This window comes from Methanobrevibacter sp. (genome assembly GCF_017427765.1).
In the GTDB taxonomy this organism is placed as follows: Archaea; Methanobacteriota; Methanobacteria; order Methanobacteriales; family Methanobacteriaceae; genus Methanocatella.
Map to the genome: position 1 here is coordinate 149,337 of NZ_JAFRSC010000026.1, position 12,736 is coordinate 162,072.

16 protein-coding genes are annotated in these 12,736 nt (G+C 31.4%); 12 read left to right on the forward strand and 4 right to left on the reverse strand.

Annotated features, from left to right (window positions below; genetic code table 11):
- Positions 1-2: 2 nt before the first annotated feature.
- Both IJL02_RS08205 and IJL02_RS08210 read left to right on the forward strand, forming a co-directional pair.
- On the forward strand, positions 3-257 hold the full coding sequence (locus IJL02_RS08205; RefSeq protein WP_292814690.1) for an energy-converting hydrogenase B subunit P: 255 nt from the start codon (positions 3-5) through the stop codon (positions 255-257).
- Position 258: 1 nt separating this feature from the next.
- Positions 259-918 (forward strand): DUF5612 domain-containing protein, encoded by a 660-nt coding sequence (locus tag IJL02_RS08210; protein WP_292814693.1) that lies wholly within the window; start codon positions 259-261, stop codon positions 916-918.
- A gap of 53 nt (positions 919-971) precedes the next feature.
- Here IJL02_RS08210 and cas4 read toward each other — a convergent pair whose 3' ends face one another.
- The 4 genes from cas4 to IJL02_RS08230 all read right to left on the reverse strand — a co-directional run bounded on the left by cas4 (position 972) and on the right by IJL02_RS08230 (position 4,885).
- On the reverse strand, positions 972-1,766 hold the full coding sequence (gene cas4, locus IJL02_RS08215) for a CRISPR-associated protein Cas4 (protein WP_292814697.1): 795 nt from the start codon (positions 1,764-1,766) through the stop codon (positions 972-974).
- 135 nt (positions 1,767-1,901) lie between these two features.
- The gene (locus IJL02_RS08220) at positions 1,902-3,380 is read right to left on the reverse strand and encodes a sodium-dependent transporter (RefSeq protein ID WP_292814702.1); all 1,479 of its coding nucleotides are present in this window, start codon (positions 3,378-3,380) and stop codon (positions 1,902-1,904) included.
- 121 nt (positions 3,381-3,501) lie between these two features.
- Positions 3,502-3,777, reverse strand: coding sequence for a 2TM domain-containing protein (locus tag IJL02_RS08225; protein ID WP_292814704.1), 276 nt, complete (start codon positions 3,775-3,777; stop codon positions 3,502-3,504).
- 34 nt (positions 3,778-3,811) lie between these two features.
- Positions 3,812-4,885 carry a DNA polymerase subunit beta gene (locus IJL02_RS08230; RefSeq protein ID WP_292814707.1) on the reverse strand — a complete coding sequence of 358 codons (1,074 nt, stop codon included), beginning with the start codon at positions 4,883-4,885 and terminating at the stop codon, positions 3,812-3,814.
- 95 nt (positions 4,886-4,980) lie between these two features.
- On the opposite strand from IJL02_RS08230, the gene IJL02_RS08235 reads away from it, so the two are divergent.
- The 10 genes from IJL02_RS08235 (at position 4,981) to IJL02_RS08280 (ending at position 12,020) form a co-directional block, all read left to right on the forward strand.
- On the forward strand, positions 4,981-5,571 hold the full coding sequence (locus IJL02_RS08235; RefSeq protein WP_292814712.1) for a DUF366 family protein: 591 nt from the start codon (positions 4,981-4,983) through the stop codon (positions 5,569-5,571).
- Complete coding sequence (locus tag IJL02_RS08240) at positions 5,571-6,086, forward strand: 6-pyruvoyl tetrahydropterin synthase family protein (RefSeq protein ID WP_292814715.1); 516 nt, start codon at positions 5,571-5,573, stop codon at positions 6,084-6,086. The genes IJL02_RS08235 and IJL02_RS08240 overlap by 1 nt, the downstream gene beginning before the upstream one ends.
- Positions 6,086-6,784: a 7-carboxy-7-deazaguanine synthase QueE gene (locus IJL02_RS08245; RefSeq protein ID WP_342765181.1), complete on the forward strand. Its 699-nt coding sequence runs from the start codon at positions 6,086-6,088 to the stop codon at positions 6,782-6,784. The genes IJL02_RS08240 and IJL02_RS08245 overlap by 1 nt, the downstream gene beginning before the upstream one ends.
- A gap of 61 nt (positions 6,785-6,845) precedes the next feature.
- A complete protein-coding gene (locus tag IJL02_RS08250) occupies positions 6,846-7,781 on the forward strand; it encodes a CBS domain-containing protein (RefSeq protein WP_292814721.1) in 936 nt (311 codons plus the stop codon).
- Between the two features lie 22 nt (positions 7,782-7,803).
- Positions 7,804-8,607 carry a CBS domain-containing protein gene (locus tag IJL02_RS08255; RefSeq protein WP_292814726.1) on the forward strand — a complete coding sequence of 268 codons (804 nt, stop codon included), beginning with the start codon at positions 7,804-7,806 and terminating at the stop codon, positions 8,605-8,607.
- A 55-nt stretch (positions 8,608-8,662) separates the two neighbouring features.
- Positions 8,663-9,466, forward strand: coding sequence for a prephenate dehydratase (gene pheA / locus IJL02_RS08260; RefSeq protein ID WP_292814743.1), 804 nt, complete (start codon positions 8,663-8,665; stop codon positions 9,464-9,466).
- A 61-nt stretch (positions 9,467-9,527) separates the two neighbouring features.
- Positions 9,528-10,262, forward strand: a complete 735-nt coding sequence (locus IJL02_RS08265; protein ID WP_292814730.1) for an endoglucanase — start codon at positions 9,528-9,530, stop codon at positions 10,260-10,262.
- A 26-nt stretch (positions 10,263-10,288) separates the two neighbouring features.
- Positions 10,289-10,840, forward strand: a complete 552-nt coding sequence (locus tag IJL02_RS08270; protein ID WP_292814734.1) for a PsbP-related protein — start codon at positions 10,289-10,291, stop codon at positions 10,838-10,840.
- A gap of 21 nt (positions 10,841-10,861) precedes the next feature.
- Positions 10,862-11,374 carry a flavoprotein gene (locus IJL02_RS08275; protein ID WP_292814737.1) on the forward strand — a complete coding sequence of 171 codons (513 nt, stop codon included), beginning with the start codon at positions 10,862-10,864 and terminating at the stop codon, positions 11,372-11,374.
- A gap of 25 nt (positions 11,375-11,399) precedes the next feature.
- Positions 11,400-12,020 (forward strand): phosphopantothenoylcysteine decarboxylase, encoded by a 621-nt coding sequence (locus tag IJL02_RS08280; RefSeq protein ID WP_342765182.1) that lies wholly within the window; start codon positions 11,400-11,402, stop codon positions 12,018-12,020.
- Positions 12,021-12,736: the final 716 nt, after the last annotated feature.

A 12,736-nucleotide genomic window follows, 5' to 3' on the forward strand; every position in this document is an offset into this window, starting at 1 on the left:
TTTTGAAATTTGTTATGAGGCCGTATCATATGGTAAGTCTTGGAGGATACATTGTTGAATGGGATTTTCCTTACAGAAATCTTATAGTTGTAAATAAAACCTCTGAACCAATTAAAATTGAAATTCCTGTGTTTCATGAAGAATGGATTGATGAACACAGAAATTTAGGTCTTGAAGTCATTCCTGTGACTAAAGACGACAATTATTTAAGCATGTGGAAAAGAGCACATGCAGAACTAGACAAAGTAAGGTCATAAAATGAGTGATTATACATTAACTATTAAATCAGATGAGAAAAAAGGGGTTCTGGATGATATTACTGATGTTATCACCAGTCATGGTGCTAATATTAGTTATGTTCACCTTTTTGTTGAAAAAAATAATATGGGTTCTATAAATTTAGAACTTGAACATGTTGAGGATATAGATGACTTAATCGAGGATTTAAATAATATTGATGAAATCAAATCCGTTGAACTGCATGGTTCTCAACTGGATATTTATGGTAAACGTATAATTATTGTTGGTGGCGGAGCACAGGTATCTCAAGTTGCAATGGGTGCAATAACGGAAGCCGACAGGCATAATATTCGTGGGGAACGTATCAGTATTGATACTATTCCATTAGTTGGTGAAAAACCTTTAGCTGAAGCAGTTGAAGCTATTTCAAGACTCCCTCGTGTTAGTGCTTTAGTTTTAGCAGGTTCACTTATGGGTGGAGAAATTACTGAAGCTGTTAAAAAAGTTAAAAAAGAGAGCAATTTAATTGTGATTTGTCTTAATATGCCTGGAAGCGTAACCCAGCATGCTGATTTAATAATCACTGATCCTATTCAGGCTGGTGTTCTGGCAGTGATGTCTATTGCAGATACTGCAGTTTTTGATATAAATCGACTTGGAAATAATATTAAGTTTTAATCATGTTTATGGACATATAGTGGGAGTTATTAATAATAACTCCCTTATTTTCATTATTCTTCAAAACAGATATTTTTATACTCGCAATTTTCACATTTTCTAATATTTTTTTTTATATTCGGAAGTTTTTTATTCTCCGTAATTTCTTTAACTTCCCGCATCACGTCAAATAATCCTTTTCTTAAATTGACATCCATCACGACAGGTCTTCTGTCTTCAATTTTTTCATAGTCAATAAATCCAACGAAAACTTCTGTTTCAAATTCTTCTTCAAGAAGAATTGCATAAGCTGCTAATTCTATAGCGTCCTGGTCCCAGACTCCTCTAACTGGTGGTTTTGAGCTTTTAATGGTGACTGGATAATATTTCCCGTCAATAATTTCTATCTTATCACACATTCCAATTAATTCGAGTTGGGAATCTTTTAAAAGATAGGAATACATGCAGTTTGGAAAAAACATGTCTATTATTTCAAATGCATTTTTGTCAAGTATTGTCATTGACTGTTTTATTTTCAAGGCAGTAATTTTTATGTTAAAATATGTATCATCGATAAGCTGATTGATCTGTGAAGTTTCAAGGCCTAAATCCATGGATATTATTGCATCTGCCGTATTTTTGATGTAAGAGTCAATATTGTCAGATAGGATTCTTTCAATTTCACATACTTTCATGTCTTTTTTGATTTTCCGCATATTTTTTTGAATAAGGTCTTTTACATCAATTTTAAGTTTTTTTAGCTCCACTGCAAGCTGGTAATCTGTGTTTTCATTCATGTCCACATGAGTTTGAATGTAAAGCTTCATAGGACAGTACATATGTGTTTTAATCGAAGAAATATTTATCATTTAATAACCTCTAAAATTGTGTAATATTACTTAGTTCTTAATAATATAAATAATTAGAAGTATTAAACAACGTAAATTCTTTTAATTAAAATAAAAAAAGTAAATAGCTAATAATTTAGCTATTTAAAGTCAATTTTATACATCGTAGTAATGTTTATTGATTGCAGGTAATTTTGCAAAGATTGTCGGAACGACTATTAAAACCACTGTTAATATTATCATGACTGTGGTACTAAGGCTATCTGCAGTTGTGAATGTGGAATAAACTCCCTGAATCCAAAGTCCTGCAATACAGATTGGTAAGATGTATTTAATCACAGTTTTCCAGGTTTTACCCACTTTAATTGATGAATTATCATTCAATGTTTTAATCAAATAATCGAATTTGTAAATCCAACCAAAGATTATGCACTCAAGCAGAATTGCGAATAGTAATGCGAAATTATTTAGATATCCGTCGAATATTCCTAAAATTGTACTTCCAGCTCCAGTTGCAAATATTGTTGATATGAAAAATCCAACAATACAAACGACTGTAGCTGTCTTTTTACGTTCAATAAGGAACTTTTCAGAAATTGAATAACATACTCCTTCAAGAAGTGCGATAACTGAGGTAATTCCTGCAAATAGAATACATAAGAAGAATAACGGTCCGATAACATATGCTGCAGCACCCATTGTATTAAATACTTGTGGGAACACTACAAATGCAAGTCCTGTTCCGGAGGTTACAAGTTCGTTGAATGGAATTCCGCTGGTAAGTGTCATGAATCCCAAAATGGAAAAGATTCCAATTGAGTTAAATACTTCAAAACCTGAATTTGAAAATGCCACGATTATTGCATTGTCCACTAATTTTGAGCCTTCTGGAAGGTAACTGGCATAAGTCATTGCAATTGCCATACCTAAACTTAGGGAGAATACGATTTGTCCAAATGCTGCCAGCCAAACATCAAGATTGCCTAAAGCAGACCAGTCTGGCGTAAATATCTGTGTATATCCAAGTGAAGCACCAGGTAATGTTAAAGAGAATGCAACAATAATTACAACAATTGCACAAAGCAAAGGCAGTAAAATTTTACTTACATTACCTATTCCATCATTCAAATCTCTTTTAATAATGAACCATGCTAAAAACCAAATTACAAATACAGATGCTAAAACTGTCGGAACAATAGTAAACAGTCCTGAAATTGAATCTGTTGCATGCAATACATTAGCTGTAAAGTATAAATCAGGATTTGCACCCCAAGCCTTTGTAAAGCTTAAGAATATGTAAATTAAGTCCCATCCGACAACACAAACATAATATGTTGTAATTAAAAATACAACTAAAAGTATAAACCATGCTACGGGTTCTAATTTTTTGCTTACTGCAAACAGTATTCTTGCAAGGGACCTTTTAAACTTAAATCCGACAGCATATTCCACCAAAACAAATGAAATTCCTAAAAGGAATAGAGAAACGATATATGGAATCATGAAAGATCCTCCACCATTGGAGTATAATACGTTTGGGAAACGCCAAATGTTTCCAAGTCCAACAGCAGAACCAATCATTGCCATCATGAATGCAAGATTACTGTTCCATTCTGATTTTTTCTGTTCTGTCATTTTATCACATTAAATTTAATATAATTATATATGTGATAAGAGTTTAAATAATGTTTTCATTAATTAAAAAATAGTAGGTTGAGAGATTATTTTCTCTCAAAAAAAGTTAGTTATATGAATTTTACTTGTTCATTTTTTCCATTTCTTTTTCAATCATTTTGTCTCTGTAGTTATCGTCAATTTTTGGAGCGAAAACAAATACTTTTAGGAAGTGGATAATCAAACCGATTCCCCAAAAGGCAGTTATCCAATAAAACCACCATTCTCCTGGAGAAAAAATAACATTCATAATTATAAACATCACATTAACGCCGACAAAGCTGTATAAATGTTTATAGAATCCAATCTTCTCATCCGCTCTTTTTTCTGCTTTTCGATATAAATCATTTTCTGTCATAGTATCCCTACATTTAAAATTATAGTGTATGCTTTTAAGCAGGACTTTCCTTAAGCTTTACATACTCATCAATAGCTTCACGTGTGGTTCCAACAACTAAACGGTAATGTGAATCTTCGCCGTCAACAATGACCTTTTCCACTTTTCCTTTAGCTATTACGTGCTCGCCATCGACTACCTCTCCGGCATAAGTATGTGTAAATGACACGATTTCGGTCAATTCAAAATCAACACCGTCTAAAAGTTCAACATTCTCAATGGTGTAAAGTGAAGGATTGTCAAAAGCGCCTAAAGCACTTACAATGTTACATTCAATCTGTGCTATTCCTTGAGGTTCGTATACTGTATCACCCCAAGTGCCTGAAATTTCTGAATAACCTTTAGTGGCTAAAATATCAAATAAAGTTCCATTTATTGTTCCTCTATTTGCTTTTCTGTTTTCATACCATCTGAATTCTTCTTTTGTTAGGCTTGAATCGCTCATTCTTTTGTTGTAAACAAAATCCCAATAATCGTCTGTAATTCCCTGAACGGTGATGTGCTTGTCAACATCTTCAAGGTAGACTTCTTTGCCTCTAAATTTCTTAAAAGTCTCTATTGCTCTTCTGTGATTGTCCAGACCGTAAACAACAAAATCTAAATCACTAACATCGTCTTTTTGAAGACCCGGCAGAATTGATCCGGAAATTCCTAAATGGTCATATGGGATATCTGCCATGAAATGGAAAAAGTCTGCCACATCCATCAATTTGGCAATCAATTCAGGATTTTTAACTTCTCCACCACTTTCAAAAGTCTTTTTAAGACCATACAATCTATCTTCCGGTTTGATTATTCTTTCAACTTTGTCTAATGGCACTCCCATCATTTCAACATTTGTCACGTCACAGAAGTATAAATAATCAGGATGGTTTTCCCTCAGATATGTGTATGCTTCTTCAGACCCAACTTTTCTGTATCTCCTGCCGTCTTTTTCACGGTCTCCTTTTGGGTCTGGAATATATCTTAAAAAGGAAATCACCCTGTCTTCAGGATGAATGTAATTGGTTGATGCAAAGTATAAATCATCACTAGTATAAATAAAATCTCTTGTTCTAACTTGTTTCATAATAATTTCCCCAATTAATAATATTATTTTTGCATTAATAATATTTTTATATTATTATTACATATTAATAATGTAATCAAATTAAAGGTTTTATTATGACTATTATTCATAAACATATAGATGAAATTTTTGAATATGATGGAAGCCAAATAAATCCTTCCTGGGCATTTCAGGAATTCGGAATTTATGGCTCATCAATTATAACTTGGATCGGTCCGGTTAATATTACTCCAGATAATTTAAAGGATTTCGCAGATGTTGGATTGGAAATTAAATCAAATAATATGGTTAATTTCATTTGTGAGTTTTTTGACCAGCAGCCTCCAAACATGAGAATAGCTTATCTTCGCCAAAGGCTTTTAGTGATGATTTTCAGAGAAATCTTAACAGAATATGGGGTTTCAACTAAAAGGGAAGGTGATGATATATTTGTTGATAACAGAAAATTATCCATTTCCATAGCTAGTGTTTCTTTAAGTTCATCTAAAATTCACTTTGCACTCAATCTGGAAGATAAAGGAACTCCGGATGATGTTGATACAATCGGATTGTATGATATTGAAGTGGATGATAAGCAGATATTTAATGAAAATAATTTATTGGATTTAATCAATGAAACAGTAAACAGATTCATTGATGAATTGGAAACTATTGAAAATGACATAAGTAAAACAAAGGTGTTATGATGAAGATTTTAGTTAATGGTATGCAGGCTAATTTAAGATTCTCCTCAGCTCATGTAATTCCGGGTCACGAATCATGCGGTTTTATTCATGGGCATTCCTATTTCGTTGATGTTGAAATAGACGGTGAGCGTTCTGGGGAATTTGAATTTGTTGTGGACTTTAAAGATGTTAAAGGATTCACTAAAGCAATTTGTGATGAGCTCGATCACAGATTATTAATTCCGGTCTATAACAAATTAATTGATTTTAAAGATTTTGATAAGGAAAATGATTCAATATTTGATTTAAAAGATAAAAAATCAGTTCATTTTAAAATTGATGGTAAGGGATATTCAATTCCTGCTGTAGATTGTGTATTCTTGCCTCTTCCTTATACTTCAGCTGAAGAGTTATCCAAGTTTTTCGCTGAAACTTTGGCAAAGAAACTTTCAGAAACTTATGATAACTTAAATTATGTTGCAGTATGTGTCAATGAAGGAATCGGACAGGGCGCAGAGTATAGGAAAGATTTATGATGAAAGCTCCAATTATTGAAATATTTTCATCTTTTCAGGGTGAAGGATTACTAATAGGCGAAAGACAAATTTTTGTCAGATTTGCAGGTTGCAATCTGAATTGTAATTATTGTGATACCAATGATAGTAAATCAAAGGATTCAGGTAAGTTAATGACTCCTGATGAAGTCATTGATGAAATCAATAGGATTTTAACTCCTGACTGTAGAACCATTTCATTTACTGGAGGTGAACCTAGCTTATATCCGGACTTTATTTCTGAAGTTAGCAAAAGCTTCGACTTAAAGATTATGCTAGAAACTAATGGTACTTTGCCGGATAATATTGATTCAATCGATAAATTAGACGTTGTTTCTCTTGATATTAAATTGCCAGAGCATTTTGATGGTGATTTTGATGAAGAAATTTTTTTAAATGAGATTAAATCACTAAATTTATTAATGGCGAAGTGCATAAATGTATATTGTAAAGTAGTTATATTGCCTTCAACAAAAATAAAGTCATTTAAAGGAGTAGTTGAAAAATTATCCAAAAATATTTCAAACAAAAGCGACCTTAAAATAATTATCCAACCTTCCAGTCCATTATCTGAGTGGAAGAACGTTAATTTTAGATTATTTAATTTTTCTGAAATTGTTGGGCAATATTTTGAAGTTTCCACCATTCCTCAAATCCATAAGATTTTGGATATTGAGTAATTTTGTTTTTAATATGTTGATTTTATTTTGTTTTGAAGTGAATATAAACTGAGGTGTGAAAATGAAAGATAAAACATCCGTTAATAGAAAATCAAATACAGGCGCAGTTGAACGTCAAACAAAAGTTCATGATAAAGAAGGAGACATCATGGCTATTGCAACTAGAGATGTAGTTTCAATTCCTCCTTCTAAAAGTATAAAAGACACTGCTAAAGTAATGATGGAACACGAATTTAGAAGATTGCCAATCGCTGATCCGGGTTCCGGTAAATTATTAGGTATTGTAACAGTAATGGATATATTAGATTTCTTTGGTGGAGGAAAAAAATTCAACATTATTGAGAAAAAATATGAAGATAACTTTTTAGCAGCTATTAACGAACCAGTTAAAGAAATCATGTCACGTGATTTGATTACATTATCTAACAAAGCTTCAATCGGCGAGACCATTGATACAATGTTAGCTAATCAGTTAGGTGCTATACCTCTCGTAGACGGTGATGGAAAACTTGCAGGTATTGTAACTGAAAGAGATATTGCTTTATCCTTAGCAGGTGTTGCAGGCAAAGAAACCGTACAGGATTTCATGAGTCCAAAAGTATTTACTACCACTCCGGGAACTCCTCTCGAAGGTGCATGTAAAATAATGGTAAGAAACGGTTTAAGAAGAATTCCTATTATTGGTGGTGAAGCGGATATTTCTAAAGCGGCTAAAAAATTATTAGGTATCTTAACTTCTACCGATGTTATAAGATTCTTAAATGCAAAAGAATTATTTGATAATTTAAATTCCAATTTAGCAACAGATGTTTTAAAAACAACTATTTCAGATATTATGGTTAAAGACCCAGTTACTGTTGAACCTACAATTACTATCGGCGAATTATGCGAACTTTTCGCTGATAAAAATATTGGTGGAGTTCCAGTTGTTAAAAATGATAAAGTAATGGGAATTATCACTGAAAGAGATGTATTAAACGCTGTTAAAAGATATTAAAATACTTATAGGAGATGATAATATGCAAATTAAGAATTTGATGTCTGAGGATTTAATTACTGTAGACAAAGATCAAAATCTTTCTGATGCTTTAAAATTATTGCGTAAACATAATGTTTCACGTTTGCCTGTTATTAATAATAAAGAATTAGTTGGTATTATTTCAGAAAGGGACATAGCTAATAAGCTAGGTTCTTCAAAATATGAAAATATGCCTGCATCAAGACTTCATATTTCATCTGTAATGGTTAAAGATGTGTTTACAGTTCCACAAACAATGCAATTAGAAGAAGTGGCAAAACTAATGTTGGAAAACGGTATTGGTTCAGTTCCTGTCATGAATGATGATGATAAGATGGTGGGTATTGTTTCAAAAGCTGATTTTGTAACTCTTGCTTCCGGAATTGCATTTGATAAAATTACTGTAAAAGAAATAATGTCTAAAGAGTTGATTACAGTATCTTCAACTGACAGACTTGTTCATGCAAGAAGACAGATGTTAGAGGCACATGTTGGAAGGCTTCCTGTTGTTGATGATGGAAAACTTGTAGGAATGATTACCTCTAAAGATTTAATGAGAGCTTTCATTGACTTTAGAAAAAAAGTTCCTGAAAAATACCAAAAATCTCAAATTAAAGAGGTTTTGGTTGAAGACATTATGTCAAAAAATCCAACTGTTGTTACAAAAGACATGTCTATTACTGAAGTATCAGATATTATTATGGAAACAGGATTCAATGGATTGCCTGTTGTTGAAGATGATGAAGTAGTGGGCATCATTACACAAACAGATATTTTAAAACTAATTGAAAAATTAGAATCTTAAAACCAAGTATAGTTCTTTAACTATACTCTTTTTTTATTTTTAAGGGGGCTTTAAAATTACATCAATCTCGTTTTTAGGTCCTAAAGGGACATTTACTCATGAAGCGGCTAATATGGTGGGTGATGATTTAGTTCCATATTGTACCATCCCGGCAGTTATGGAAAGTGTTGTAAATGATGAATGTTTGTTCGGCATTGTTCCTATTGAAAATTCTATTGAAGGGCCGGTTGGCATTACTTTGGATTCTCTAGCCCATAAATATGATTTAAAAATTTTTAAAGAAATCATCATTCCTATTAATCAAAACCTGATTGTTAATCCGGGATGTAAACTGGAAGATATTGAAGAGGTATATTCTCATGGTCAGGCTTTAGCACAATGCAGAGATTTTCTAAATAATCATAATTTTCAGCAGCATTATGCAGTAAGTACAGCAAGAGCTGCCAAGGATATCATGGGTGATAAAACTAAAGCAGCAATCGGAAATAAAAAGATTGTTGAATTGTATGATCTTGAAATTTTAAAATCAAATATCCAGGACATGGATAATAATGAAACCAGGTTTGTAGTTCTTTCAAAAGAAAACCATGAAATGACAGGAAAAGATAAAACATCAATTATATTTTCCATTTATGAAGATAAGCCAGGTGGGTTGTATAAAATTTTAGGAATTTTTGAAAAAGATAATATAAATTTGACTAAAATTGAATCAAGACCTTCTAAAAAAGGTTTGGGCAAATATCTATTTTTCGTTGACTTTAATGGCCATATAGAGGATGAAGTCATTCAAAATATCCTAAAACAAATCAAAGAAAATACATATTTTTTAAAAGTTTTAGGTTCATATCCTGAATTTTAAGAAAACTTTAAATTAATGTTTAAATAAAAATTACTATGTATAAATTCAGGGGAGGGTAGGAATGTCAGATGAAAGAGAAAAACTTCTACGCGTAATGAACAATTTGGAATCAGATTATAAGTCTGGTAAAATATCTGCTGAAAAATATAGCTATTTCCGTTCAAAGTATGAAGATAAATTAAATTCAATAGATGCTAAAGCCGCTACAAAGAGAATAAGATCAATGCAGGGCAAGCCATCTCAGGATACTAGGAAAAAGCAACGTAGGAGACCTACCAAAAATAAAAGAAAACAAGAACAGGACTTAGTTCAGAAATACATTATAAATCCTAAAAAGTCCGATGCAAAATATAATAATAAGAAAAAATCTTCAATGGATAGTGGAACATTTAAACTGCTATTATTGTTAATTTTAGTAATCGGCTTTACTGCAGGTACAGCTTACGGTATTTTTAATTTGGATTTTGGAACTATGTCTAATTCTGAAACTGTAGCTATTGTTGATGATACAGCATTCCCTGAAATTAAAGAGGTAGTAAATGTTACTAAGACTAATACTACTAGTTACAGCAATTATAGTTCGTATAAACAGGCTGATGATGATATAGAAACCACTACTGATAGTTCAAACAGTTATCCTGATTCTTCACAAAGTAATTCAAATAATTATCAGGGTTCTGGCCAATCCTCTTCATCCAGTAGTTCGCAAAGTTCATCATCAAGTAATGGTGGTGGATCTAGTTCCACAAGCAATGGCGGAAGTAATGGAGGTAATGGGGGAAGTAATGGAAATTAATTTCTTCATTATAAGTAGGTGAGATTATGAAAAATAATTTTTTAAAGGGAACTATAATGACTGTTGCGATTTTATTATTTTTAATTTCTGCTGTATCTGTTGTAAGTGCGGAAAATGATGATAATTCAGATTTAAGTGTATTAACTTTATCCAAAGGAGGAATTACAATTCAGTATCCTTCAGATTGGGGAGTTTCTCAAGCAAAATCAAATTATTCAATTATGGCAATTTCTAAAATTGATTCAATAGATGCATTGGGTATTGGTCAAGTCAATATTAATGTAGAAAAAAAGCCTATTGAAGGCGAGTTCTATTCATTTGTTAATAATAGTTATAAATCCATGCAAAAGGACACTTCATTTCAATTAGTTTCATCCGGAAGCGTTTCTGTAGGTGGTAAAGATGCATTGGAATATGTCTATACTTCAACTCAGGGTACTTCTGAGAAAGAACATAAGGCTGTTTGGTTTGAAAAAGGTGGTCAGGCTTACGTTATAATGTATAGTGCTCCTATTGATCAGTTTGAAGATAATTTGTATGTCTTTGATTTTGTATTATCACAAATACAAATTACTTAATTTCTTTTTTTAGGTGTTTTTATGATAATTTTATGTGTTACTGGTAGTGTGGCTGCTAGTGAAGCTATTAAATTGGCTAGGGAATTTAGAAGAAATGATGTTGAAGTTAAATGTTTTATGAGTGAAGCGGCTTGCGATTTAATTCATCCCAATTCAATGGAGTTTGCAACTGGTAAAGAGGTAGTAACCAAATTAACTGGAGATATTGAACATGTTAAATATTCTCAGGAGGATTTGATATTGGTTGCTCCGGCTACTGCAAATACAATTTCCAAATTCGCATATAAGATTGCAGATAATCCTATATCCACTCTTTTGATTACTGCCTATGGTCATGATACTCCAATAATCTTTGTTCCATCCATGCATGACTCAATGTTTAAAGCAATAAGTGAAAATATTGAAAAAATTAAAAATGAAGGTTCAGCAACTTTTATAAATCCTCGCATGGATGAAGGAAAAGCCAAATTCCCATCTAAAGAGGACATTGTCCTTGAATCCTTAAGAACAATTAATTTAAATAAAAAGGACTGATATTATTAAAGGAAAAAAAGTTTTAATAAGTCTCGGTGGGACTTATGAACCAATTGATTCTGTAAGGGGGATTACAAACAAATCCTCTGGAAAAATGGGTTTGGAGCTTGCAAAAGAAGCTTATATTAGAGGGGCCGATTTGAAATTGGTTGTAGCTAATGTAAGTGTTGATATTCCTTCTGTTTTTGATGTTGTTCATGTTGAGACAAGCAGTGAAATGAATGATGTTATTTTGAGTTTGATATCTGATTATGACATATTTATTTCAACAGCGGCAGTATCTGATTTTGAATTTAGGCAGAAGTCAGATAAAAAACTTGACTCTTCAAGTTCTCTTTTTTTAAATCTTAAACCTACAACAAAAATTATTCGCCAAATTAAGAAAATTAATCCAGATATTTTTTTAGTGGGATTTAAAGCTGAATTTAACATTTCCCGTGAGGATATTATAAATTGTGCGAGAAAACAGATTTCCGATGCTGGTACTGACCTTGTCATCGCTAATGATATCTCCAGAAAAGATTGTCAATTCGGGTCTGATAATAATGAAGTGCTAATAGTTGATGATGATGTGTTGTCTGTTCCATTAGCTTCTAAAAAAGTAATTGCAAAAACAATTATTGATGAAATTTCTAAAAAAATCTAATTTCTATTTCATTGCTTTAATAAGTTACTTATCGTGTCAGATATACTTATAATTAAGATTGTCTTTAATTTAATATTTGATAATTTTTAATCAAAAAAATTTTTGTTTAACTAAATTCCTTTGTGGTAGCCTTATTTGTTTTTTGTAGTGGTGTTTCCATTTAATTTTTTAATCATGTTTGCATTTCAAGTGCATTATTGCATTAGATTTGTATAGTTAAATGAAATAATTTTTAAGTTTCAAACTAATTTTATTTGGGTGTTATAAGCTCAAAAAAGTAATACTTTTTTTAAATAAAATGTATAAATTAATCTTTGAAAATAATTCTTTTAAAAATAGTCTATTCAATAAAATAAGTTCATGCCTTTAGGCTTTAGTTAAATGGAGTGATTAATAGAGTGAATCCACCTAAAGGACGTTTCAATGAACTTTTATTTTATTTGCATTAGCATATTTTATATTTTATTTTATAGTATAAAAAGGTATTGGAGTAATACTTTTTTGCGATTTTTGTAGTAATTTTTTATATTTCTCAGAGCTATTTTTTCTGTGATTATCACTTGCAGAACGGGTGTTTTTTTTTAAAAATTTTTCTTTCATTGACATTGCATTATTGCCTTTTTTGTACTAGTCTTATTTCACGATTTGATTAATTTTAAAAACTTAATATTGTGTTTTCTGTTAATATTCTTTTGATTTCAATTTAAGATTTTACA

Bases quoted from the DNA above. Each gene is read 5' to 3' on its own strand.
- IJL02_RS08240 (WP_292814715.1), top strand. From the start codon at position 5,571: ATGAAGATTTTAGTTAATGGTATGCAGGCTAATTTAAGATTCTCCTCA.
- IJL02_RS08270 (WP_292814734.1), top strand. From the start codon at position 10,289: ATGAAAAATAATTTTTTAAAGGGAACTATAATGACTGTTGCGATTTTA.
- IJL02_RS08245 (WP_342765181.1), top strand. From the start codon at position 6,086: ATGAAAGCTCCAATTATTGAAATATTTTCATCTTTTCAGGGTGAAGGA.
- IJL02_RS08275 (WP_292814737.1), top strand. From the start codon at position 10,862: ATGATAATTTTATGTGTTACTGGTAGTGTGGCTGCTAGTGAAGCTATT.
- IJL02_RS08255 (WP_292814726.1), top strand. From the start codon at position 7,804: ATGCAAATTAAGAATTTGATGTCTGAGGATTTAATTACTGTAGACAAA.
- IJL02_RS08235 (WP_292814712.1), top strand. From the start codon at position 4,981: ATGACTATTATTCATAAACATATAGATGAAATTTTTGAATATGATGGA.
- IJL02_RS08210 (WP_292814693.1), top strand. From the start codon at position 259: ATGAGTGATTATACATTAACTATTAAATCAGATGAGAAAAAAGGGGTT.
- cas4 (WP_292814697.1), bottom strand. From the start codon at position 1,766: ATGATAAATATTTCTTCGATTAAAACACATATGTACTGTCCTATGAAG.
- IJL02_RS08220 (WP_292814702.1), bottom strand. From the start codon at position 3,380: ATGACAGAACAGAAAAAATCAGAATGGAACAGTAATCTTGCATTCATG.
- IJL02_RS08225 (WP_292814704.1), bottom strand. From the start codon at position 3,777: ATGACAGAAAATGATTTATATCGAAAAGCAGAAAAAAGAGCGGATGAG.
- IJL02_RS08250 (WP_292814721.1), top strand. From the start codon at position 6,846: ATGAAAGATAAAACATCCGTTAATAGAAAATCAAATACAGGCGCAGTT.
- IJL02_RS08265 (WP_292814730.1), top strand. From the start codon at position 9,528: ATGTCAGATGAAAGAGAAAAACTTCTACGCGTAATGAACAATTTGGAA.
- IJL02_RS08230 (WP_292814707.1), bottom strand. From the start codon at position 4,885: ATGAAACAAGTTAGAACAAGAGATTTTATTTATACTAGTGATGATTTA.